General features: G+C 37.9%; 24 protein-coding genes. All 24 read right to left on the bottom strand.

Annotation, left to right across the window (positions count from 1 at the left end):
- Window positions 1-21 precede the first annotated feature (21 nt).
- A complete protein-coding gene (gene atpB, locus ACE1MS_RS02565; protein ID WP_012292763.1) occupies window positions 22-732 on the bottom strand; it encodes a F0F1 ATP synthase subunit A in 711 nt (236 codons plus the stop codon).
- A gap of 36 nt (window positions 733-768) precedes the next feature.
- A complete protein-coding gene (locus tag ACE1MS_RS02560) occupies window positions 769-1,140 on the bottom strand; it encodes an ATP synthase subunit I (protein WP_008180553.1) in 372 nt (123 codons plus the stop codon).
- A 537-nt stretch (window positions 1,141-1,677) separates the two neighbouring features.
- Window positions 1,678-2,799 (bottom strand): non-hydrolyzing UDP-N-acetylglucosamine 2-epimerase, encoded by a 1,122-nt coding sequence (gene wecB, locus ACE1MS_RS02555; RefSeq protein WP_289449486.1) that lies wholly within the window; start codon window positions 2,797-2,799, stop codon window positions 1,678-1,680.
- Window positions 2,800-2,966: 167 nt separating this feature from the next.
- Entirely contained in the window at window positions 2,967-3,596 is a 630-nt protein-coding gene (upp, locus tag ACE1MS_RS02550) for a uracil phosphoribosyltransferase (RefSeq protein ID WP_004269470.1), read from the bottom strand.
- A 124-nt stretch (window positions 3,597-3,720) separates the two neighbouring features.
- Entirely contained in the window at window positions 3,721-5,877 is a 2,157-nt protein-coding gene (locus ACE1MS_RS02545; protein ID WP_198695890.1) for an EAL domain-containing protein, read from the bottom strand.
- 280 nt (window positions 5,878-6,157) lie between these two features.
- A complete protein-coding gene (gene glyA / locus ACE1MS_RS02540; protein WP_012292760.1) occupies window positions 6,158-7,399 on the bottom strand; it encodes a serine hydroxymethyltransferase in 1,242 nt (413 codons plus the stop codon).
- Window positions 7,400-7,427: 28 nt separating this feature from the next.
- Window positions 7,428-7,970, bottom strand: a complete 543-nt coding sequence (locus ACE1MS_RS02535; RefSeq protein WP_012292759.1) for a TIGR01440 family protein — start codon at window positions 7,968-7,970, stop codon at window positions 7,428-7,430.
- Between the two features lie 85 nt (window positions 7,971-8,055).
- Complete coding sequence (rpiB, locus tag ACE1MS_RS02530) at window positions 8,056-8,493, bottom strand: ribose 5-phosphate isomerase B (protein WP_031418505.1); 438 nt, start codon at window positions 8,491-8,493, stop codon at window positions 8,056-8,058.
- Between the two features lie 339 nt (window positions 8,494-8,832).
- Window positions 8,833-10,116: a methyl-accepting chemotaxis protein gene (locus tag ACE1MS_RS02525; protein ID WP_012292756.1), complete on the bottom strand. Its 1,284-nt coding sequence runs from the start codon at window positions 10,114-10,116 to the stop codon at window positions 8,833-8,835.
- Window positions 10,117-10,130: 14 nt separating this feature from the next.
- The gene (locus ACE1MS_RS02520) at window positions 10,131-10,565 is read right to left on the bottom strand and encodes a low molecular weight protein arginine phosphatase (RefSeq protein WP_447402680.1); all 435 of its coding nucleotides are present in this window, start codon (window positions 10,563-10,565) and stop codon (window positions 10,131-10,133) included.
- A 27-nt stretch (window positions 10,566-10,592) separates the two neighbouring features.
- A complete protein-coding gene (locus tag ACE1MS_RS02515; RefSeq protein ID WP_012292754.1) occupies window positions 10,593-11,090 on the bottom strand; it encodes a manganese efflux pump in 498 nt (165 codons plus the stop codon).
- Window positions 11,091-11,256: 166 nt separating this feature from the next.
- Window positions 11,257-12,291: an L-threonylcarbamoyladenylate synthase gene (locus ACE1MS_RS02510; protein ID WP_099806127.1), complete on the bottom strand. Its 1,035-nt coding sequence runs from the start codon at window positions 12,289-12,291 to the stop codon at window positions 11,257-11,259.
- Window positions 12,292-12,392: 101 nt separating this feature from the next.
- Entirely contained in the window at window positions 12,393-12,983 is a 591-nt protein-coding gene (locus tag ACE1MS_RS02505) for a stage II sporulation protein R (protein WP_447402679.1), read from the bottom strand.
- Window positions 12,984-13,027: 44 nt separating this feature from the next.
- Window positions 13,028-13,888 (bottom strand): peptide chain release factor N(5)-glutamine methyltransferase, encoded by an 861-nt coding sequence (gene prmC, locus ACE1MS_RS02500; protein ID WP_036160731.1) that lies wholly within the window; start codon window positions 13,886-13,888, stop codon window positions 13,028-13,030.
- A complete protein-coding gene (gene prfA / locus ACE1MS_RS02495) occupies window positions 13,875-14,951 on the bottom strand; it encodes a peptide chain release factor 1 (RefSeq protein ID WP_012292750.1) in 1,077 nt (358 codons plus the stop codon). The genes prmC and prfA overlap by 14 nt, the downstream gene beginning before the upstream one ends.
- Window positions 14,952-15,106: 155 nt before the next feature.
- Window positions 15,107-15,679, bottom strand: coding sequence for a thymidine kinase (locus ACE1MS_RS02490; protein WP_012292749.1), 573 nt, complete (start codon window positions 15,677-15,679; stop codon window positions 15,107-15,109).
- 116 nt (window positions 15,680-15,795) lie between these two features.
- Entirely contained in the window at window positions 15,796-15,999 is a 204-nt protein-coding gene (gene rpmE, locus ACE1MS_RS02485; protein ID WP_025114780.1) for a 50S ribosomal protein L31, read from the bottom strand.
- A gap of 182 nt (window positions 16,000-16,181) precedes the next feature.
- Complete coding sequence (locus ACE1MS_RS02480; RefSeq protein ID WP_447402678.1) at window positions 16,182-17,231, bottom strand: NAD(P)/FAD-dependent oxidoreductase; 1,050 nt, start codon at window positions 17,229-17,231, stop codon at window positions 16,182-16,184.
- Window positions 17,232-17,317: 86 nt separating this feature from the next.
- Entirely contained in the window at window positions 17,318-18,352 is a 1,035-nt protein-coding gene (locus ACE1MS_RS02475) for a FecCD family ABC transporter permease (protein WP_012292747.1), read from the bottom strand.
- On the bottom strand, window positions 18,349-19,401 hold the full coding sequence (locus ACE1MS_RS02470) for a FecCD family ABC transporter permease (protein WP_031418493.1): 1,053 nt from the start codon (window positions 19,399-19,401) through the stop codon (window positions 18,349-18,351). The genes ACE1MS_RS02475 and ACE1MS_RS02470 overlap by 4 nt, the downstream gene beginning before the upstream one ends.
- A 46-nt stretch (window positions 19,402-19,447) precedes the next feature.
- Complete coding sequence (locus ACE1MS_RS02465) at window positions 19,448-20,242, bottom strand: ABC transporter ATP-binding protein (RefSeq protein WP_447402677.1); 795 nt, start codon at window positions 20,240-20,242, stop codon at window positions 19,448-19,450.
- Window positions 20,243-20,284: 42 nt separating this feature from the next.
- A complete protein-coding gene (locus ACE1MS_RS02460; RefSeq protein WP_197149088.1) occupies window positions 20,285-22,009 on the bottom strand; it encodes an ABC transporter ATP-binding protein in 1,725 nt (574 codons plus the stop codon).
- Window positions 22,010-22,057: 48 nt separating this feature from the next.
- The gene (locus tag ACE1MS_RS02455; RefSeq protein ID WP_447402676.1) at window positions 22,058-23,956 is read right to left on the bottom strand and encodes a helix-turn-helix domain-containing protein; all 1,899 of its coding nucleotides are present in this window, start codon (window positions 23,954-23,956) and stop codon (window positions 22,058-22,060) included.
- Window positions 23,957-24,092: 136 nt separating this feature from the next.
- Window positions 24,093-25,376, bottom strand: a complete 1,284-nt coding sequence (gene rho, locus ACE1MS_RS02450) for a transcription termination factor Rho (RefSeq protein ID WP_012292741.1) — start codon at window positions 25,374-25,376, stop codon at window positions 24,093-24,095.
- Window positions 25,377-25,435 lie beyond the last annotated feature (59 nt).

The raw sequence follows: 25,435 nt of genomic DNA, 5'->3' as shown, positions 1-25,435 counted from the left end.
GCATATGATATATGCTTTATATTAATGGTCATCGCTCACTTTATGAGCCATGTAAACCATTGTTAACATTGTGAAGATAAAGGCTTGGATAAAGCCGATGAAAATTGAGAAACCTTGCCATGCCATCATTGGAACGATTGCCCCGATGAATCCCACAGCACCTGATGATGCTAAACCTGCTAATAAGCCAAGTAAAATCTCACCCGCGTAAATGTTACCGTAAAGACGTAAACCTAACGTTAATGTATTTGCAAATTCCTCTACTAATTTAAGTGGGAACATGAAAGACATTGGTTTAAAGAATGTACCAGCATAATGCCCTGTACCCTTCATTTTAACACCATAGAAATGCGATAAAACTAAAATCATCGTTGCTAACGTCATCGTTACAGTTGGGTCAGCCGTTGGTGATTTCCACCAAAGTTCATGACCATAAACGATCGAGAATGGAAGACCTAATAAGTTAGATACTGCGATAAACATAATTAACGTAATACCGAGAATGTGGAATCGACCACCAGTTTTCCAGTCCATGTTGCTTTTGATGATATTCTTAACGAAGTCCATAATCCATTCCATGAAGTTTTGCATACCAGTTGGTTTTAGTTTTAGGCTTCTAGTTGAAATAAAGGCAATTAAAAATACGATAATTGCAGCAACTAGTAACATCATAACTGTCGATTTATTAAATGTTAAAAAACCGACTTCTAGTAACGGAGCTTCATGATTCATTGTTATTTTTCACCTCTCTTTCTAATTTAAAGCACATTAGCGGTTCCTTACATGTGACACAATTCTCTCGACAAAGAGAAAAACGTACGGAATCATTAGCCCTATGACCGTGCTAATTAAGTGAAAATAGTTTGGCAACGAAATGGCTATTGCGACTGCCGCAACACCTGATCCAAAGCGAAGTGCTGTACCAAGTGAGCCTATTTTCTTCCCTTCACTAATGGACCTGTCAAACTTCTCCATACGGCGAACTAGAATCCAAAAATTATACGTACCAAAGAATGCACCGACTGCGATGCCCGCAAATACAGTTTGAAAGGAAGTGAATCCCCAGCCTAATGCGCAGAGTGCAAGCAAAAAAAATAACGCCCTCTTCTGCACAGCAAAAATGTGATGCAAATCTAGCATTGGTTGTAATCTCCTGAATCAAATTTTCGAGTATTGAAAGCGTTTGCTGACCACCATGTGAAATCAGAAAAGAGCAGTGAAAGGCACTACTCACAGCGGAATAGTAATGGGAGAGTCATTTCAATTACAGGTGTAAATACCCAAAAAATAACTTACACCCCTTACCAACTCGGTAAAAACCGAAACGCACAAAACGTTGCAAATCGACAGTTTTATTTTGAACTGTCAATTTAGTAGAAAGTTGATATAACAAGTGTTTCAACGTCCTAATTATGAACTGAAACCCTTATCATTCTTACCCTTTGTAAGCATACAATAGGAGATATTTGAAGTCAATTGGTAATAGAGAAAAACTTCACAACCTATATACTCTTGTCAAATTGTTGACAAATTTGTGTATGAAATTTCATAGTTTCAAATGTTCTCTTTTTCTTGACTCATAGAAAAAGCTAATTTACGACATAATTATGCTCATAAATTAGCTTACCCAACTCAATAGGTACATTAGACTTATTTTTCCGAATTAAATATAGTACATTATTTAGTTTTTTGTAAAAAAACTAGCAATGCCTCTACAATTCGTTTAGATGCATGTCCATCACCATATGGATTTGATGCATGTGCCATCGCCTCATAAGCCTTTTTATCCGTTAACAATTCTTTAGCTAAAGTGTAAATAGTATCTTCTTCAGTTCCTGCTAGCTTTAGCGTTCCAGCTGCAATTCCTTCTGGGCGCTCTGTTGTGTCTCTAAGGACAAGTACTGGCTTCCCTAATGATGGTGCCTCTTCTTGGACGCCACCTGAGTCTGTTAAAATCATGTAAGAATTCGCTGCAAAGTTATGGAAATCAAATACTTCAAGTGGCTCTATTAAATGTACTCGTTCATTGTCACCTAAAATTTCATTCGCGATTTCTCTTACTGCAGGATTCATATGCACCGGATATACTACTTGAACATCATCATGCTCAGCTAAAATCCTTGTAATTGCTTTGAACATATGACGCATTGGCTCACCCAGATTTTCGCGTCGATGTGCTGTTAATAAAATCATGCGATCTTCGCCAATTTTATCTAATACGGGATGCGTGTAATGTTCACTAACAGTTGTTGCCAATGCATCAATGGCTGTATTACCTGTAACAAAAATGGTATCAGCATTCTTATTTTCATCGATAAGATTCTTTTTAGATACTTCGGTTGGCGCAAAATGTAAATCAGCCATTACACCTGTTAACTGACGATTCATTTCTTCTGGGTATGGTGAATACTTGTTCCAAGTTCGCAGTCCTGCTTCCACATGTCCAATTGCGATTTGGTTATAAAACGCCGCCAAGCTTGCAATAAAAGTCGTCGCTGTATCACCGTGTACCAATACGATATCTGGCTGAGCTTCTTTCATTACTTGATCCAAACCTTTTAATGCGTTTGTCGTCACATCAATTAATGTTTGACGATCTTTCATTATATTTAAATCATAGTTTGGTGTTATTTCAAATGTCTCTAGTACTTGATCTAGCATTTGGCGATGTTGTGCCGTTACTGTGACAATAGATTCTATTTGCTCAGGATACTTTTGTAACTCTAAAACAAGAGGAGCCATTTTAATTGCTTCTGGTCTTGTACCAAAAATCGTCATTACTTTCCATTTTTTCATCAAAACGATCTGCACCGTCCTTTTTGTTATTGTATGAAAAGGACACCACACCAGTTGAAGTCCAACATGAGGAGTACTTACCTAAACATACTATGAAACGCCCTTCAAATTTGAAGGACGCTTTCACAAATTATTAGTTTCCTAAATGAGGAAATTTCATAACACCATTTTTACTTCGTGCCGAATAGGCGGTCTCCGGCATCACCTAGACCTGGTACAATATAACCATGATCGTTTAGTTTTTCATCCAAAGCAGCAATATAAATATCTACGTCTGAATGCTCTTCTTGAATAGCTTTGACACCCTCTGGTGCAGCGATTAAGCACATGAATTTAATGTTTTTAGCTCCACGTTTTTTCAATGAGTGAATTGCTTCCACTGCTGAACCACCAGTTGCTAACATTGGATCTACGATAATAAAATCACGTTCTTCCACATCTGCTGGAAGCTTTGCGTAATATTCAACTGGTTTTAATGTTTCAGGGTCACGATAAAGACCAATATGTCCAACTTTTGCGGCTGGGATAAGCTTTAGTACACCATCTACCATACCAATTCCTGCACGTAGAATCGGTACAATTGCAAGCTTTTTACCAGAAAGTACTTTTGTTTTAGCAATCGTTACAGGTGTTTCAATTTCAATTTCTTCCACCGGCATATCACGTGTAATTTCAAATGCCATAAGTGTTGCTACTTCGTCTACTAGCTCACGAAATTCTTTTGTACCTGTATTCTTGTCGCGAATATAAGTTAATTTGTGTTGGATTAGTGGATGATCAAATACATAGACTTTGCTCAAAGGGATTCTCTCCTAACCGTTCGGATTTCATTTTTATCTCAACTAGTATAACAGAAAAAAGGAATCGCCTCAAAAATAAATTTAAGGTGACTCCTTTTATTAAATTTTCTTTGACCAAAGTAAGTTATTGATCCAGAATTGTATCTAATTGTTCTATTGCCATTGGCTTAAAATAGAAATACCCCTGTCCGACTGTACAACCTAAAGCACGGAGTATTTCAACCTGTTCTTCTGTTTCTATTCCCTCTGCAACAGAAATCATTCCTAAGTTTAATGCCAATTGAATAATTGAGCGTACAATAGCAAGCGTTGCAGGGTCCTCTAAGGCATTAATAAAGCTTCTGTCAATTTTTAATTCTGTGAATGGTAATTGTTGCAGATAGCTCAATGAAGAAAATCCTGTTCCGAAATCATCCACGGATGTTTTGAAACCATAGCTTTTTAATTCCTGAATAATTGTAAAGGCAGATTGGAAGTCTACTAACCCTATATTTTCTGTTACCTCTAATATAATATTACTTGGATCTATTTCATATTTCCTAACGAGCTTTAGCGTATCTTGAACGAAATGCGTATAGTAGAAATGATCTGGTGAAATATTGACCGCTATTTTCACTAATTTCTTCCCTACCTTTTGACGTTCTGCCAGCCACGATAGCACAATTTCTAAAACTTGAACGTCAATTTCTCTAACCTTTCCCGCACTTTCCGCTACTGGAATAAAGATGGCTGGAGACACAAAGCCCAGCTTCGGGGATACCCATCGTGCAAGTGCCTCTATACTTTGAATCTCTCCATTACGTAAATCTACTTTTGGCTGTAAATGGACTGTAATTTCTTTATTTTTGATTGCTTGGGACAAATGATTTAATACTGTCATTTGCTGTACTAGAACGTCATTTTTTTCTGTCGTAAAAATTTCTGTATGTGTACCCGGTTTATCAGTAGCAGACGAAAGCGCATTATCTGCAAACCGAATTGCATCATTAATTTTTATAGCATCATTAAAGGAAGCAATCCCTGTTTTTAACGTGATGTAAATTTGCTTTCCTCCTATTATAAAGGGCTGCCGAATCGTCTCCTTGATGCGCCTTTCATAATTATTTAAATTTTCATTAAAGGTCATCGTGGATAGAATAAGACTAGAGCTTGTAAATCTCGCAATATATTCGCGATCCCCTGGCTTGTCTTGCTCTAGACGTTTGGCGAGCTGCCTTAATAATTCATCACCAAATTCACGTCCATACAGTTCAACCACTTGATGAAATTCGCTTGGTTTCACAATTTTGATATAACCATTTTGTCCACGTTCAGCCTCTTTTTCGAGGCAATTCACAAAGCTATGACGATTAGGTAAACCTGTTGTAATGTCGGTATAGGCTAAATCCCATATTTTTCTCTGTGTTCTTGCATACGTATATGCTAAGGCAACCAGTGCACTAACTTTTCGAAACATATTTGTGAAATATGCAAGGTCACTATGTGCTTGCTGATAATATATTGAAAAAAGCCCTATTACTTGTCGCTGTTGATTGCGTATAGGTATAAATAATCCATACGCTTTGTGTGAAAAAGCAGCAAATTGTCTATGCTCATCTGGAATATGCACCTCATCTAAATTTTTAATAAAAATAGAGGTTTCTGATTGCATAACCTTCGTAAAAAAATCGGTATTTTCACAGCATCTCGGTACATCTTTTGATCTACCATTATCCGTAAAAGTCTGTAATAAATTGCTCTCTGTTTTGATGAGTACCATACTGGAAGTATTCGGCATAAAAAACTCATCCAGTCCGCGACAAATAATATGCATCTTTTGCTCAAAAGAGCTATCTCTCTCTATCGCCTTATACATATCATTCTCTAAACGCATTAAGAAATCTTCCGTATGATAATACGTAACGTCCTTCATAAGGACTAGCACATATTGCGTTACATTTGCATCATTTCGAAATGGTAGAGCTTGAATTTCAGCCCAAAATGGGGGTTTATTGATACCTTTATGATGTAGCTTCGCTTGTACCATGATACCATTATGTATTTTTTCTTTAATCTTTTTTATGGTTGTCTTTTTTTCATCTAATAGCCATGTAAAATAATTTGTTTTTAGGATTTGTGACCTTGAAGCATTTGTAAGACTACAAAAAGATTCATTACACTCTACTATACTATGATGATTTGTTGCATCAAAAATTACGAAGCTTTCCTTAGAATTATCCCCTAAATTGAGAATACTATTTAATAAGGCATCATTATCTATATCTAACGATTTAGTGACCATCCAACCCCTCCTTCTCTATCACTTCATCCCATTTCCATTGTACATAAAATTTAATTAAATTTTCACTTTTATTAAAAAAAACTTCTTTTTTAGTACACAATCTGACCTCAGCCAACTATAATAATCCCTTTCTATCGATTATATGTAAATTTATTCAAAAATAAGAGTGTTATTATTCTTAATTAGAAAAAATATGTATTTCATTGTTCGACCTACTTTTCAAAATAAAAAACTGTGTTTAAAGTGAATTTCCCACTTTAAACACAGTTTTAGAATGATATTAAGCGTATAATGGATGTTTATCTGTTAATGCTTTTACGCGATCTTTTGCGTCCGCTTTAACTGCTTCATCTTCAGGGTTTTTAAGAACTGCTGCAATAATTGCACCCACTTCTTTCATATCTTCCTCTTTAAATCCACGAGATGTAACAGCTGGTGTACCGATACGAATACCTGAAGTAACAAATGGAGACTCCGTATCGTAAGGGATTGTGTTTTTGTTAGTTGTAATACCCACTTCATCTAATGCATGTTCTGCTACTTTACCTGTCAGACCAAGAGATTTAACGTTTAATAGTAATAAGTGGTTATCTGTACCGCCAGATACAATTTCAACACCCTCAGCAATAAGGACTTCGGCTAAAGCTTTTGCATTCAATTTTATTTGTTTTGCATAGTCTTTAAATTCTGGTTGCAGTACTTCGCCAAATGCTACAGCTTTAGCAGCAATGACATGCATTAATGGCCCACCTTGAATTCCTGGGAATACAGACTTGTTTAATTTTTGCTCCCATTCTTTCGATGCAAGAATTAATCCGCCACGTGGTCCACGTAATGTTTTATGTGTAGTCGATGTAACAAAGTCTGCATATGGAACTGGCGATTGATGCTCACCAACAGCTACAAGACCAGCTATGTGTGCCATATCCACCATGAAGTATGCACCTACTTCATCTGCGATTTCACGGAATTTAGAGAAGTCAATTTCACGTGGGTACGCAGAAGCTCCCGCAACTATAAGTTTCGGCTTATGTTCTAATGCTTTTTGACGTACATCCTCATAATCGATAACTTGTGTGTCCTTTGTTACACCATATTCCACAAAATTATAAAGAATACCAGAGAAGTTTACAGGAGATCCATGTGTTAAGTGACCACCATGAGAAAGGTTCATACCAAGAACCGTATCGCCTGGTTCTAAAATTGTGTGGTATACAGCCATATTTGCTTGCGCACCAGAGTGTGGTTGCACGTTTGCGTATTCTGCACCAAAGATTTCTTTCACACGATCACGTGCAATATCTTCAACTACGTCTACATGTTCACAGCCACCATAGTAGCGTTTACCTGGATAACCTTCTGCGTATTTATTTGTCAGTACAGAACCTTGCGCTTCCATAACTGCTTCGGATACAAAATTTTCAGATGCAATCAATTCGATATTTGCTTGTTGACGTTTTTTTTCTGCAAGAATTCCTTCTAATACTGCTTTGTCTTGTACTGCTAATTTTTCATATGCCATGTTAGAAAAAGCCTCCTAGTATCCTTTATTATTTATATACAGCACGTTCCCCGCCAATTAGCTTTGGGCGTGTTGTTGCAATCGTCACCACTGCTTCTCCCACCATTTTCACTGATGTGCGAACTGGGACAGCTACTGCTTTCAAGTGCATACCAATTAATGTTTGTCCAATATCTATACCTGCATGTGCCTGAATGGTTTCAACAACCACAGGATTAGTAAATCGCGTATAGGCATAAGCGGACATAGAGCCACCAGCTGTACGTACTGGGACTACCGCCACTGGATCGTAGCCAAATTGTTCAGCAGTTGATGCCTCCATCGTAATAGCACGATTAATATGCTCACAGCCTTGAAACGCTAAATGTAGCTGGTGTTTCATTGCGAATTCTTGTAACGGCTCGAAAATGGCTTCTCCTATCTCCAATGCACCTGCTGTGCCAATTTTCTGACCAATCACTTCAGATGTAGAGCATCCTACGACAAAAATTGTATGAGGTCGTAATGTTACCTGCTCTTCAAATTCACTGAGTAACTGAGTCAAATGCGTTCGTATTTGTTTTACAACCATTAAGCTCAGCTCCTTCATTTATAGCCATTAAAATCATGCCATACATGACATCCTTGATGAATGTCATATATGGAATAACAATCCTTTATTGCTCAAGTTCCGTAATTTTTTCTATGCGTCGTGTATGACGACCACCTTCAAACTCAGTTTCTAGCCAAGTTTGGACAATTTCACGTGCAAGACCTGGGCCAATAACACGTTCACCCATAGCTAAAATATTAGAGTCATTATGGCATCGCGTTGCCTTTGCACTAAATACATCATGCACTAATGCACAACGAATACCTTTCACCTTATTTGCAGCAATAGACATACCAATTCCCGTGCCACAAATTAAAATACCTTTATCAAATTCTCCGTTGGCTACACCATCAGAAACTGGCTTTGCGTAATCCGGATAGTCTACTGAATCCGCAGATTGTGGACCAAAATCTTCGTAGCTAATATGAAGCTCATCTAGTAGCTGCATGATCTCACGACGTAGGTTGTTACCTCCGTGATCAGAAGAAATTGCTATTCTCACTGGGTTCCCTCTTTTCGAATTATAGTCAACCTTAGTGTACCACTTCTTTCTGAAGAATAACACGATTTTTCTTGTATTTTTATGCTGATTTCTCCTAAAAGACGAACATTTATTGTTACTTAGCTAAAAATCATTCACTTTTATATCTCTTTTTCTGTGGATATTGTGAATATCATGTTAATAAATTCGGATAATGGTCTTTTGTTGTAATATTCTATCTACTAAAGTTTTTCTCATTTTTTATTTACAGTGGACAAACTGTATCACTATTTTTTCCAAAAATAAAAAAACTGTCTATAAATCCGATTTTTCACCGCATTTATAAACAGCTTTTTGTGACTAAGCCTGTCGATCAAATTGTTGAATCACTTTATGCAAAGCTTCTGATTGCTTTTTTAAACTTTGCGCTAGGTGCTCTACTTGTTCAATGGCGTAGGCTTGTTCTTCAGCCGCACTACGAACTTCTTGTGCACCTGCTGATGTTTCCTCTGCAATTGCAGCCACTTCTTGTGATTGACGAGCAGTAGTTTCAATATTATGCATCTGCTGTTCAATTAGTGAAGATATCTCTACAATCGCTGTTGCCATTTCATGTACGTTAGACGACATACCTTCTACAGCTGTTGTTGTTTCAGATACGCGATCTGCTTCTTTCGTTGCAAATGCTACCTGTTCATTCATTTGTTTGACTACGACTTCAACATTTTGCTGCATAGATTGGATTAGAGCTGTAATCCCTTGCACAGCTTTTGCACTTTCATCTGCTAAACCACGCACTTCCTCCGCAACCACAGCGAAGCCTTTTCCATGTTCTCCAGCACGAGCCGCTTCAATAGATGCATTTAAAGCTAGTAAATTTGTTTGTGCCGCAATATCACCAACTAAGCCAATAATGCGCTCTACTTGGCCAGCATTTTCTTCTAAAGCATGAATGCTTTTTAATGCCTCATTGTTACCAGTAGCTATTTGTTGAATACTATTAACTAATGTTTCGATTGCATTTGTTGTTGTCGATAAATTATGTAAAATCTCTTTAGATTGTGATGCCGATGCTTCTGCTCTACTATTTACTTCTGTCGCAAGAGCTCGTACATCCTCAATTGCCTCAGCGGTATCTTGTACAGCTGTCGCAGATGCTTCAGCTCCTGCCGAAATATGCTTAACGGTTGAAGCAATACCTTCTGCTTTTCGAGTAGCGACTCCCGCTTCATCTGAGAGCTGAATAATCGATTGATTGGTCTGTTGAAAATTTTGGTCAATACTTTCCACCATTTGACGTAAATTTAATACCATTTGTTGAAATGCCTCTGCAACCGAACGAATCTCATCGTTTGTTTTAGGCATCTGAACATCCTGCCCAATTTTTCCCTCTGCTACTAGAGTTGCGGAATGCTCAAGTTGTTGTAAAGGTTTAATTAAGATCACGCTAAAGATGGCAGCCAATATACCTGACCATGTGATTCCTAATGCATACGTCACCACTTGAAATACTTTTCCATTAATACTTGGGAAGAAGGTCGGTTGTAAGAATTCAATAAATATAAAACTGATACTGTAAGTAATTAATGCTAGCACGCTCACAAATAACACCAATTTAAGTCGTAAACCAAATTGTTTTTTCATAGGGCTCCTCAATTCTATTGTAGTTTTTTTATTAATCGATCAACCAATTCATGTAGTTCCGCAAATGTTGCTTCGTATATTGCTCTGTTACCGCCGTAAGGATCTACTACATTCTCCAGGCTACCTTCATTTGTATACTCTTTTAATGTGAATACTTTATGATCAGTGCCTGGGAAGCTTGAGATGACAGTGTCTTTGTGAGCGGTAGTCATTGTTAGGACTAAATCTGCCCATTCCATTTCTACCATGGATAATTGTGTTGCAGAATGCTGATGAGACATTTGAGCTTCATTTAACACTTGTTGCGCATGTGCTGACAGTTGGGCATTAGGCATAGCATAAATACCTGCAGAACGTACTTCTAAATTGTCTATTTGTTTATGTTTTAATATGACTTCTGCCATTGGACTGCGACAAGTATTGCCTGTACAAACAAATAATATTTTCACACTTATCACTCTCCGATTTATATTGAATTATTGCTGAATAGCTAGGATACTCATAATTATAAATATAATGCCAGCAATGATTTGAATTTTATTTCCAAAAAAGACTTGGCTCCTACGTGCAATGACTAACGACCCATAGGCACAAATCAAAGCACTCAAGCCTGCACTCATTATAAAAATGGTTTTTTCTAAGTTTAGCATACCAAAAGAAACACTAACTGAAAAGGTATCTAGGCTTGCAGTCACAGCTAAAAGTACGGGGGAAATTGTTACTTTTTCATCCCGATGAGAGAATAATAGTAAATGCATGCCCATGCAAAATAACAAAATACTCGATATCCATTGTCCCCATTCTAATAGAAAACGAACTAAATAGTTTCCTAATTCAAATCCCAACAAAGGAAAAAGCATATGCAGTGCAGCCGTCCATAGTGATAAAAATAAGCGATATCTAACATTTGGCAGCAATACATATAGACCAATAACATCAACAGACGTTAATATACCTGCAAGAATTCCCTGCAAGAATACACTCCTTCTCTCCCTAATATATTATCATTTTATGCTCGAAAACACATTATTATCATATTTGTCCACATAAGATTTTCCTTTTTATAAAGAGGATCCCTGCCTATAAAAAAAGGACAAAAGACATGTAAATTTATTAATGTCTTTTGTCACTCATTTTTATTTACAATGAATACCATTTGCCTCCAGAAGCCTTTTCAAGTCTATTCATAATAGCTGCCCCTACGCCTTCAGTCGAAGTTGTCGTAGCTAAAATAACGGTAGCTGTTGTTTTATCACATGCTCTAAGTGCATGGTATAACGAAGCACCCATGTCTTCTTTACTTCCCTCTTCACCTACTGAGAAGTAAAAATCAGCTTTAATATGTTGGAAATTTTGAGGTGCAAGAAGTGCTACTTCATGTCCTTGCTGCTGTAATTGTTGAACAGCTTCGCTTACTTCCCCATCATGGCAATTGATTAAGTATACCGGCGCATTTGGTGCATAATGTGTATATTTCATGCCTGGAGCCTTTGGTGTCTCTTCTAGTTTCTGCTCTATTTTGGTTGGTTGAATAACCGGACCAATTGTTGCTTCAAGCATCTCCTTCGTAATGCCACCCGGACGTAAAATTACTGGAGGCTCGTGTGTCACATCTAATACAGTGGATTCTAACCCAATGCCTGTGGAACCTCCATCCAAAATATAAGGTATGTACCCTCCCAAATCATCTAAAACATGGATAGCTTCTGTTGGACTCGGCTTACCACTACGATTAGCACTTGGCGCAGCAAGTGGTTTTTGAAGCTGCTGTAATAAGGCAAGTGCTACTGGGTGGTCTGGCATACGGATGCCGACAGTCGATAATCCAGCCGTTACACTTTGAGCCAGCACATTTGGTTTAGCAGGCATTACAAGCGTTAACGGTCCTGGCCAAAATAAATCGATGCATTGTTTGGCTATTTCAGAAATATGTTCTATATAGTTCGTTACTTCCTCTTTTGTACCAACATGAACAATTAAAGGGTTATCTGAAGGGCGGCCCTTCGCTTCAAATATCTTCTTTACTGCCGTATCATTTGTTGCAACAGCACCTAGCCCATAAACCGTTTCTGTCGGAAATGCTACTACCTCTCCCGCATTTAAGATATCCACAGCTTGTGTATAATTTATTTGACTATTCACATTACTGTCCACAACCTTGCAAACGGTTTCCATGTTTAAAACCTACCTTCATTTATTGATTCTTACTGAATTATCCACAAATTGTTTATAACTGCTTAAAAAATGTGCATAAGTTATCTGAATTTGTGAACAATTCATGCAAAAAGCCCTTTAATCCATTCCCAAATAAAGAATGTTACTTGCTCTTCCTCTTCTGGCTCTTCTGCTTTTACTTCTTCTTTTTCGGGCTCACAAATGGATGGGAATATACTGCACCACCAGTTATCACCACGCGCATCACCAATTTTAACTACAATGGAGTGATACACATTTTGTGGATATAATACCGCTCCCTGTCTTTTAGGCGGAAATAAGTTATCCCCAACCACTACCTGTGTATCTATCTGTGGATAATTTTTGCTTAATTCTGTTTCAATTTGTTGCTTTAACGTTTGAATTTGCTCATTCCCTGAAACTCCTGCAGTTACTACTTGCATAAAATAGGGTTTTAATTCTTCAACAAGCTGCTCTTTCTCATGCTGATCTTGTGCTGTATTGCTATTAGCAATTACACGAATTCTAAAATCTTTTTCTTGTTCTTGATTAGTAGCCTCTTTTGCAAAACCTACTAATGATGGCATATATAAAACACATAGCTGTAAAGCAATGGCCACTACTACTAATCTAGCAAACGCTAGAAAGATATTTTGTTTAGGTAATCTAATAATCTTGTATTCATTTAACATGTAAATCCCTCCTTGCTCAACATTGTTGGCAAGATGAAGACACTTTATACATGAATCTCACAAAAAATCATTCGCGGTTTACCATTAATATCTTTTTCTATCGAAATCGTAGCCTGTGGAAAACTATCTTGAAAGAACTTTGCTACTTTTTCACCTTGTGTATAACCGATTTCTAACCCAATTAATGCTGGTCTATTCATATACGCTGGCAATTGCTCTGCTAATTGTCGATATAAAATAAGACCATCTTCCTCAGCAAATAACGCGCTATGAGGCTCATGCTTTAATACAACATCCGACATAGCCTGCGCCTCTTCAAAAGCGATATAGGGAGGGTTCGATAAAACAATATCAAACTTCTCACCTGCGAGCGGAGCAGTTAAATCTCCCAGCCTAAAATCAATATTAGCCTCTAATCTCTGTGCATTTTTTTGTGCTGTCGCTAATGCAGCTTCAGATAAATCAGTAGCTACGACCGTTAACGTAGGACACTCCAGCTTCATTGAAATGGCAATAGCACCACTGCCTGTACCTATATCAGCTACCTTCAATGCTTGGTGTTGAAATAGTTTAGTCATACGATTGATAGTGCCAAGAATCAGTTCTTCCGTTTCCGGTCGAGGAATTAATACTGATTCATCGACGATAAATGAACGACCATAAAACTCCTCACTTCCCACACAATACTGAACTGGGCGACCATTGACATGTTCCTCTATAAGGGCTTTAAATTTTACTTGCTGTGCTTCTGTTAATTTATCCTGTAAATGTAGCATAACCTCTGAATAGCTTGTACCAAGTATATGCTGCATAACAATACGTGCCGCAGTTTGCTCCCGACCATTATCCACTAAAAAAGAAGAAGCCCACTCAAGGGCCTCCATCACATTTTTATAAGTCATCATTTAAACGCTCTAGCTTCGATGCTTGTTCTTCTAAAATAAGCGTATCGATAATTTCGTCCAATCTACCCTCGACGATTTGATCTAGCTTTTGAATTGTTAACCCAATACGGTGGTCTGTTACACGGTTTTGTGGATAATTGTATGTGCGAATTCGCTCAGAGCGATCACCAGAACCCACAGCAGACTTACGTGTGGCATCGATCTCTTTTTGTGCCTCTTGCATATACATATCTGCTACACGAGCGCGTAAAATTTTCATTGCCTTTTCACGGTTTTTAATTTGCGAACGCTCATCCTGCATGGAAACTACAACACCTGTTGGTAAATGGGTCATACGGACCGCAGACATCGTTGTATTTACGGATTGACCACCTGCACCTGAAGATGCGAATGTGTCTACACGAATGTCTTTTTCATGAATTTCAACGTCTACTTCCTCTACCTCCGGTAAACAGGCTACTGTTGCTGTAGATGTATGGATACGTCCTTGTGATTCGGTAGCTGGTACACGTTGTACACGGTGGGCACCATTTTCAAATTTGAACTTTGAATAAGCACCTTGTCCGTTAATCATAAAGATTACTTCTTTATAGCCGCCCATCGGGTTTGGAGTGGCTTCCATAATATCAATTTTCCAGCCTTGTGTTTCTGCATAACGAGAATACATGCGGAATAAATCACCCGCAAAAATATTTGCCTCATCTCCGCCAGCTGCTCCACGAATTTCCATAATAACGTTCTTATTATCATTAGGATCTTTGGGAATTAATAAAATACGTAAACGTTCTTCAAGTTCTTCCTGCTGAGCTTTTAATAGGTTAAATTCTTCCTTTACCATTTCATGCATATCAGGATCTTTTTCGCTATCTAACATTTCACGTGTATCTACTAATTGCTCTTTGACATTTTTATATTCACGATACGTATCCACAGTTTCTTGGATATCTGATTGTTCCTTCGAATATTCACGTAATTTCTTACTGTCATTAACAATATCTGGGTCGCTTAAAAGCTCTGTCAGCCTTTCATAGCGATCCTCCACTGCTTGTAATCGATCAAACATGGATTTCACCTCAATTTAGTTTCTTAAATTGCTCCTATTTTTCAAGAGCTCTCCATTAAAATTACGCTAATGCATAATGGTTATTTACAATGTTTATGTCCACTACTTAGTATAAAAAACTTTTCGCATCTACGCCACTTTTTCTTAGTCCTCCATTATAGCGAAGGATGAGCATGACATTTTCGACATACAGGATAATAGGAATCGTTTCCACCAATTTGAATTTGATCTCCCGTATATACAGGCTGTCCATTTCCATCTACTCGTAAATTCATCGTTGCTTTTTTATGACAGAACCAACAAATGGTTTTCATTTCTTCAATTTTATCTGCATATGTAAGCATGTATTGGCTGCCTTCGAACAGCTCATTTTGAAAATCATTTTTTAAGCCAAAGCCCATAACTGGAATATCTAATTCATCCACAATGTTAGCTAGTTGTAAAACATGAGCTTTTTTTAAAAATTGAACTTCATCCACAAGTACACAGTATGGTTTAACCGCATTGTTTTGCACAAGCTCAAAAATATTTGTATCTTCATAAACAGGAATGGCTTGCTGTCTTAAACCTACTCGACTAGAAACAAAGCCAACCTCATCACGTGTATCTAAACCTGATGTAAACATCATTACAGGTTTCTGCTGTTCTTCGTAATTATGGGCAACTTTTAAAATCTCTATTGATTTTCCACTATTCATTGCACCATGTTTAAAATATAGCTGCGCCATACTGTCTTCTCCCTTTCTTTTGGTCGATCTGTATTTTGAAAAGACTTGCATCAACGTGTCATATTTACTGAAAAAAATACCTGCCAAGCACATGCTTGGCAGGTATTAAACTAACATTAGTTTTTAAGACCGTATTTTTTGTTGAAACGATCCACGCGACCATCAGTAGACGCGAATTTTTGACGGCCAGTATAGAATGGGTGACATTCGTTGCAGAACTCGACAACGATGTTTTCTTTTACTGAACCAGTTTTGAAAGTGTTCCCACAAGAGCAAGTTACTGTTGCTTCTTTGTAGTCTGGATGAATTCCTTGTTTCATATTCGTTTTCTCCTCTCGCCCTGAACCATCTGGAACAGAGTATTATCGAACTGTACCTTACATAGCCCGAATATGAGTGAAACCATCAGCTATATATGTACACGTTGCATACCTAAGAAGTATAGCATAGTCGTTTTATTATTTTCAAGAAAAAAATATCAAAAGAAAGATATCCATCGTTTTTATCCTCGAACTTCTCGATAATCATTGTCTTGTAACCCTATTTTTTCATTTCGCTCTTTGAATCGGATATTATGAGAAGACACATAAGCAACCTTTGGTGCATCAGGTTCTATTAATAGCTTTGCACTATTTAACGCTAATATACCATCTGTAAAGGCACCTGCTATTAACCTAACTTTACTTGGATGATCAATAAAATCACCTGCACCATAGATTCCTTCTATATTAGTTTCCCTCTTTTCATTGACGAGTGCCACACCATCTTTAATATGTAATCCCCATTCTTCTAGTGCACCATAATCACATTTTAAGCCATGGTTCACAATAACGGCATCTACTTCAACTCGCTCTATCTCATTCGTCTCTTTATTCATAATCGATACAGACTGTATTAAATCCCCATCACTATGTAATTGCACTACTTCAAATGGTGTTTTTACACATACGGAGGATTCCTTCATCCGTAAAACGTTCTTTTCATGACCACCAAAGTCCTCACGACGATGAACGATGGTCACACTTGCTGCAATCGGCTCTAACTCATTCGCCCAATCGACAGCTGAATTACCACCACCTGAAATTAAGACATGTTTATTCCGAAAAATCTCTAATTCCTGTACAGTGTAGTGTAAATTAGTTACTTCATAGCGATCTGCTCCTTCTATTTCAAGCTTTTGCATCGTCAGAACGCCATAACCAACCGCCAAAATCACTGTTTTGGAAAAATGCTTTTCACCCGTTGAGGACGTTAAAATAAATGTTCCATCTGGTTGCTTTTCTAATCCTTCCACCTTTTGATTTAATATAATTGTTGGATCGAAGGTTTGAGCTTGTTCAACAAGCTGTTTGATGAGCTGTCTACCTAAAATAGGGGTAACTCCACCAACGTCCCAAATCATTTTTTCGGGATAAATTAACATACGACCACCAAGCTGAGAGCTATACTCGATAATTTTCGTTTTTAAATCTCGCATCCCACTATAAAAGGCTGTATAGAGACCTGCTGGGCCACCGCCAACAATCGTTACATCATAGAGTTCGTTCTCCATTTTTACATTCCATCTCCTTCATCTTAATTCCGTCAATTTGCACTCGGCTCATACACTTTTATTGTTCACCAAGGTACCTTCACTATTTATTCCTTTAATCGTGCTAATAAATACAAGAAATAAGGAGCGCCTATAACGGCTACTACAATCCCTGCTGGAATTTCTGAAGGCTCGAGAATAGAACGACCTATCGTATCAGCCATTAATACGAGGAAACCACCCAATAATGCCGCCGCAGGAAGTAAAAATTGATGCTTTGCTCCAACCAGCTGGCGAGCCAAATGTGGGGCAATAAGCCCTACAAAGCCAATACCACCACTTACAGAAACACTAGCTCCTGCTAAACCAACAGCTGCCGCTAATAGCCAACGGCGCTCTCTTTCAATCGAGGCACCTAATCCAACAGCTGTTAATTCGCCTAAATTTAAAATGTTTAATACCCGCGATTTCGCATAAACAAATGGTAATAAGATCACTAGCCATGGTAGCAGCGAGAGAACAAATCTCCAATTTGAACCCCAAATGCTCCCCGCCAGCCATGTAGCCACAAATTGATAATTTTCAGGTGATAGCCGTAGTGTTAGCACAATCATTGCCGAGCTAATTCCGGCTGCTATAGCCACCCCTGTTAAAATTAAGCGCATCGGTGTAATACCTTCGTGTCGTTTATAAGAAAGTGAATAAATTAGCACTGCTGTTAAGCCTGCTCCGACAAAGGCAAGTACAGGGAGTAAATAAACAGGTGCTGCCTTCGTTGTTGGAAAAAATGAAATATACAGCATAACTGCAAGACCAGCACCAGCATTAATCCCTAAAATACCTGGGTCTGCTAAAGCATTTTTGGAAACGCCTTGTAAAATTGCCCCTGAAATAGCTAAGCCCATTCCCACTAATACAGCAATCACAATTCGTGGAAGCCTAAATTCAAATAAGATTAATTGTTGTTGTGCATCTCCTTGTCCAAAAAGAGTCTTAAAAACCTCCAACGGCGTTAGCTTAATCACCCCAGTATTCATACTAATCACAAAGGTAACAAAGATTAAAACAAGCAATGTAGCAATGATGATAAAATTTTTCTTTCTTGTTTTCTGCTGACTTGGTGTTAAGTAGCTGTTACTCATAACTCTTTCCCTCCTTTACGCGCTAAATAAAGGAAGAAGGGTACACCAATAAAGGCAATTAAAGCACCAATCGGCGTTTCATAAGGTGGATTGATAATGCGTGCTACTAAATCAGCTAACACCACAAGCAATGCTCCATATACTAAAGAACATGTGATAATCCAGCGATAATCATGACCCACTATGTATCTCGTTAAATGAGGAACTATTAAGCCTACAAAACCAACTGCTCCAACAACAGAAACTGCTGCACCTGCTAAAATTAACACAATAATCATGCCCCATATTTTCACAACAGCCGTTCTTTGACCAAGTCCAACAGCAATTTCTTCCCCTAAGCTCAGTACAGTGATTGACCGTGATAAGATAAGAGCTCCTATCATCGCAATAAGAATCCAAGGTGATAGTATTTGTAGATGGCTCCATTTTGTTCCCGAGACACCACCTGCATACCAAAAGGCCAGGTCTTGACCAATACGGTAATAAAGGGCAATTCCTTCTCCTAGCGCTCCAAGCAATGCACTAACAGCCGCACCTGCTAAAACAAGTCGCATTGGTGTTAAGCCACCTTTAGACAGTGACCCAATACCATAAACAATGGCCACCCCAAGACCTGCTCCTATAAAGGACCATAAAATTAAAAATATATATGGCATACCAGGGAAAAAGGCAAAGCACACGGCCAACATAAATGCGGCTCCTGAGTTCAAGCCTAACAATCCTGAATCTGCTAATGGGTTACGTGTCATACCTTGCATAATCGCCCCGGCTACTGCAAAGCTTGCTCCTACTAGAGCAGCCCCAAGTACTCGTGGTAAGCGAATATCATGAATAATTTGATGTGTCGTTAATTCCGGTGAAAAATGGGTAACTGCTGTCCAAACAGTACCTAGTGAAATATCTGCTGCACCAAAAGAAATCGATAAGCCAATAGCTAAAATTAATCCAATTACTCCTACAATTAAAGCCACTACTCCACGGATCGGATGAGATCGTTTCTGTAGCTCCTCTAAATCGTTGAGCTCTCCTACTCCTGTCGACGTAGTCATTCTATTTCCTCCTTATAAACTTCCCAATACACATACGGACTAGATTTTATTTCTTCATATCGTATAGCTGATAGGATAGGCAGATTGGATTATTACTATATGGACAAACAGCCATTTCAGCATCAATATTAAAAACGCTTTGTAAATTTTCCTTTGTCATTACTTTTTCTGGACTTCCATCTACCATTAAATTCCCGTCTCTCATGGCCATGATAAAGTGGGAGAATCGTGACGCATGATTCAAATCATGTAATACCATGATTATTGTTCGACCTTCTTCTTTATTTAACTTCTGTAGAAGCAATAAAATATCTAGCTGATGGGCTAAATCTAAATATGTGGTTGGTTCATCCAGTACTAGAATATCGGTGCCTTGTGCTAATGCCATGGCAATCCACACCCTTTGGCGTTGGCCACCCGACAATGCTTCAATTGGTCGATCACTAAAATCCCTTAATCCTGTCACATCAATAGCCCAATGGATATACTCATAGTCTTCCTTGCGTAATGTGCCAAATCCGACTTGATGAGGAAAGCGACCATATGATACCAACTCAAATACAGTTAAGCCTCCTGGAGCTGTTGCCGTTTGAGGCAAAATAGCCATTCTTTTGGCAACTTCCTTGGTCTTCAATTGATGGATGGCTTTACCATCTAAATAGACAGCTCCATTTTGGGTATGAAGTACACGAGACACGGCCTTTAATAAAGTAGATTTCCCACAACCATTCGGTCCAATAATTGTGGAGATTTGCCCTTTTGGAATTTCCACACTTAAATCATTGACAATGAGCGTCGAGGAATAACCAATCGCCACACGATCTATTTCTAGTACTGACATAATTAACTTCCTTTCATTGTTGAGAGTAGCTTATAACTAACCTTATATTTGTAGACCAAATTGAGCTGTATACAAGCCATAATAAGCATGTTTTCGTTCCATTAATTGCTCATGTGTTCCTTCTTCAATAATGCCCTTTTTCGATACAACAACAATTCTATCTGCATCTTTGATCGTTGCTAATCGATGGGCAATTACCAACGTCGTACGACCAATGGAAAGCTCGTTTAATGCTTGTTGAATAGCTTGTTCGGTTTCAGTGTCCAATGCCGATGTTGCTTCATCAAGTATGAGTATCTTTGGGTTTTTCAGGAAAATTCGCGCAATGGATAATCTTTGCTTTTGACCACCAGATAACTTCACACCCCGCTCACCAATTAATGTATCCATACCCTCTGGGAGCGCCTTAATGACATCAGTCAGCTGTGCGCGCTGTGCGGCATACCAAATATCTTCTTCACTGGCATTCAAATTACCGTATGCGATATTATCACGAATAGTGCCATCAAATAAAAAGACATCTTGTTGAACAATCCCAATATGGCCACGCAATGATTGCAATTTGAAATCGCGTATATCCACACCATCAATTTTAATGGAGCCTTCATTGACATCATAAAAACGGGGAAGCAAACTGCAAATAGTAGATTTCCCTGCCCCAGATGGACCTACAAGGGCAACAGTCTCACCAGAACGAACCGTTAAATTAATTTGATGTAAAGCACGATTTGTATCCGAGTAGCCAAACGATACATCTGTGAACGTAATTTCTCCGTCAATTTCATTGATGTCCTTCGCTCCTGGTCGATCCGCTATCTCAGGCTCTGTTTCAAGGAATTCAATATAACGTCTAAATCCTGCCATCCCTTTTGGATAACTTTCTATAAACATATTGATTTTATTAATAGGGCCTAGCAGAATCCCGGAAAGTAAAATAAATGCGATAAAGTCCCCATTTGATAGATCACCATTTAACACAAAATAAGCACCAACAAATAATGTAAATAATGATAATACCTTTGTCAGAATACCTGAAATTGCTTCATTCCAAGCCATAACCTTATAAGAGAACAACTTGGTCATTCGGAATCTTTCATTATTTACCTTAAAGCGTTTAATTTCATGATCCTCATTTGTAAAAGCCTGTACAACGCGAATACCGCTGACATTGTTTTCAACACGTGCATTAAAGTCAGCAATATCACCAAACATTTGACGGAATGCTTTGGACATTAACTTTCCGAAAATAATTGTCAAAACTAGGATGATCGGCACAAGTAGGAAAATAAGTATTGTAAAGGTTGGATCTATGTAAAACATGACACCAAATGTCCCTATAATGGTCATAGCAGCAATAAAAATATCTTCTGGACCATGGTGAGCAAGCTCACCGATATCCATTAAATCGTTTGTTAATCGGGAAACAAGATGCCCCGTTTTATTATTATCAAAGTATCTGAAGGAAAGTTTTTGTACATGGCTAAAGGATTCCTTTCTCATATCCGTTTCAATATTAATCCCTAGCATATGCCCCCAGTAGGAAACGATGAAATGGAGAATGGAGTTAAAGATATATAAAGCAAAAAGCAATAAACTCGCCATAATAATCCACTTTAGCTCGCCATCTGGCAAAATATCATCAATTACTTTATTTAAAACAATTGGAAATGCTAATTCAATTAATGCTACTAAAATGGCGCAGCTAAAATCTAAAATAAATAAGCGTTTATACGGTTTGTAATATGAGAAAAATCGCTGTAATAACATGGTTGGTAGCCTCCTATTGCAATATCAATCTTCATATCTACTATCTAGTTATTTTTGTTGAACCTTGGTAAACTCTACTATTTTGTCAGCTAGCTCTTCAGCTTGATGGAGACCCGAAAGTGGATCTGAGGCAAAATAATATTCCGATGGAAGCTCTATGATTTGATTATTTTTTACGACATCTAAGTTTGTCCAAGTGCCTGGCAACTTCCCATCTTTGTTAAAGAAGTTAATCATGAAGTTATAGTCACCTACATAATCACCTACTACCTCATAGGAGATCTCATAACGTCCACCACTCGCCTCTTTTGCATCAAATAACTCCTGCACTTTTTCTTGTGGTTTCATGCCCAAAATTTGATAGAGTGCTCTACCACCCGATACACTTGAATTTCCAACAATAGTTGCATTTTTTTCAAACATTTCGTAAATAGTAAAAGTCGCTCCGTCTGGAATTACATCATTAATTTTTTCCTTAGCTTGGGCTAAACGTTCTTCAAACTCATCCATAAAGATTTCTGCTTCTTTTTGTCTTCCTAAATAATTCCCCATTGCCTCAATTTCCTCTCTAGCTGATGAATGAGCATCCTCAGCAAAAACAATTGTAGGTGCAATTTTCTCATACTTGCCTACATCTTCTGGATTCCATGTAATAATTAAATCCGGCTTTAGCTCTAGAATTTTTTCCAATGATACCTTACCATCAGTACCAATATTGGTAATTTCCCCATCCTTGTAGTGTTGTTTTAGAAATGCTGCATAATCGAGGTTAGCTGTTACGCCTCCTACTGGTACAATATCTAACGCTAAAATTTGTCCTAGATACCAGTCTGTGATGACTCTTTTTGCTCTTACTGGAATTTCTACTTCACGACCACTGTCATCTGTCACCATTCTCGTCTCTATAGTATCTGAAGTAGTGTGGTCTACTTTTGTTGAGACCGAATTTTCATTACATGCAGCTAATAAAACAAACAGGCTCAGAAAAAAAGGCAGTTTTATATGTTGAATCATCTTTTGCATCATCATCTCATTTTCTCCAATCTCAAATCGGTGTGCTTGCGCGAGGTGATTTTTATTGTATTGAAAATGATTCTCATTTGTAATGGCCATTTCAGACATAAATGATGTATATTTCAGCCTAAAATTACTTGGTGCCATATTTGTAGCCTTTTTAAAGGCACGACTAAAATAGTATTCATCTTCATAGCCAAGTGAAATAGCAATTTCCTTTATACCAAATTGATTTTCTAACAAATATTGTTTTGCCTGCTCAATTCTCAATTGCTGTAAATAAATTTGTGGTCCTACCCCATAGCGTGCTTTAAAAATTCGTAATAAATGCCGTGTACTAATATGGAGCGTATCTGCCAGTGATTGTATAGATAATGGTTGGTGAAGATGCTGATGAATATACAGCCGTGCTACTTCTGCCTTATCCATTTCATGTGGGTTGCCCTGCCCATCTGCTAATTCCTGAAACATACGATAAACAAATTCATACAAAGAAGCTTTGACTGAAAAATGATCTTGAATAGAGCCAGATATCCATCTGCTATACATATCTTGAAGAATGTTATGAATGGCTATTGGATTAGCAGGCACACAAGAGAAATTTATTTGAAAAGGTTGATATTGCATCTGTAAATGCTGCATAAAGGCATCTTTATAGATGACATCTCCTTCATAACGTATGAGGAAGTAGCTAACACTATGCTGTGCATTAATCTGCAAACACTGAGATTTACCAATGTGAAAAATACTGAAACGCTGTACATAATAAGGCTGCTCATCAATGACAATTTGCGCCTCGCCTGCTGTAATGATAAGAAACGAACTATTAGTTAATACCTTTGAAACTTGAACTTTTGATTTATTTATGTAGTTAATATGCTTCATTTGAACATAGGCATTTTGCCAAAGCAGCATATAAGCATCATAATTCATCCGAATCTCCTTCAAAAAGATATTTATTAATTTCATTATATTGATAATGATTATCAATTTCAATAAACATTTTTTCATTCAAACATATACAAAAAAAATCACCATTGACAATTATTTGTCAATGGTGATGGCAGTTCTATAATAAACCTTTACCTTTTGTTGCTTTTTTCATATCTTCGTTCAGTTTTTCAAAAAATTCTTCATTAGATTTTGTTGTACGAAGTTTTTTCAAGAAGCGTTCCGCAAAATCAGGCGCGTCTGAAAATGTTTTACGAATTGCCCATAGTTTTTCAAGTTGTTCAGGCTCAAGCAATAACTCTTCCTTACGTGTACCTGAACGGCGAATATCAAGCGCAGGGAAAATTCGGCGCTCTGCCAACTGGCGATCTAGATGAAGCTCTAAATTACCTGTCCCCTTAAATTCCTCGTAAATAACCTCATCCATACGTGAACCAGTATCTACTAAAGCAGTCGCTAATATCGTTAAGCTACCGCCTTCTTCAATATTTCGAGCCGATCCGAAGAAACGCTTAGGTCTATGGAAGGCAGCAGGGTCAATCCCCCCTGAAAGCGTGCGTCCACTTGGAGGAATAACTAGGTTAAATGCACGTGCCAAACGTGTGATAGAATCCATTAAAATAATGACATCACGTTTATGTTCCACTAAACGGCGTGCACGTTCTAAAACGATTTCTGCTACTTTGACATGATTCTCTGGAACTTCATCAAACGTTGAGCTAACAACATCTGCATTTACAGATCGCTCAATATCCGTTACTTCTTCAGGACGTTCATCTATCAGTAAGACAATTAACTCTGCTTCTGGATGATTTGTCGTAATAGCGTTTGCAATTTCTTTTAATAAAGATGTTTTCCCCGCTTTCGGCGGAGCTACGATTAATCCACGCTGACCAAAACCTACAGGCGCCACTAAATCCATAATACGTGTTGATAAATTACGCTGAGTTGTTTCCAGTTTAATTTGTCTGTTTGGATATAACGGTGTTAAAGCAGGGAAATGCACACGTTCCTTTGCAACTTCAGGATCCTCGCCATTGACGGCATCTACTTGTAATAAGCCGTAATAACGTTCATTTTCTTTAGGTGGTCGCACCTTCCCAGATACCTTGTCCCCATTACGAAGATCAAAGCGACGTATTTGAGATGCAGAAATATAAATATCTTCTTTACTTGGAGAGTAGTTTATTGGTCGAAGGAAGCCAAAGCCCTCTTGCGAAACAATTTCAAGTACGCCTTCCATAAAGAAATAGCCTTCTTGCTCTGAACGCGTTTTCAAAATAGCAAATATTAATTCTTTTTTCGTTAGCTTGCTATAATATGAAATTTTATATTGGCGTGCAAGAGCGTAAAGCTCTTTTAACGTCATGTTTTCTAATTGAGCGATTGTCAATGCAGACATATGCACAACTCCAGTCTTTTTCAAAATATAATACAATTATTGGGGTTATCATCGAAGAT

It is taken from the genome of Lysinibacillus sp. fkY74-1 (genome assembly GCF_053165895.1).
The sequence above is the reverse complement of the archived record's forward strand: the minus strand, read 5'-3'. Positions and strand labels throughout refer to the sequence as shown.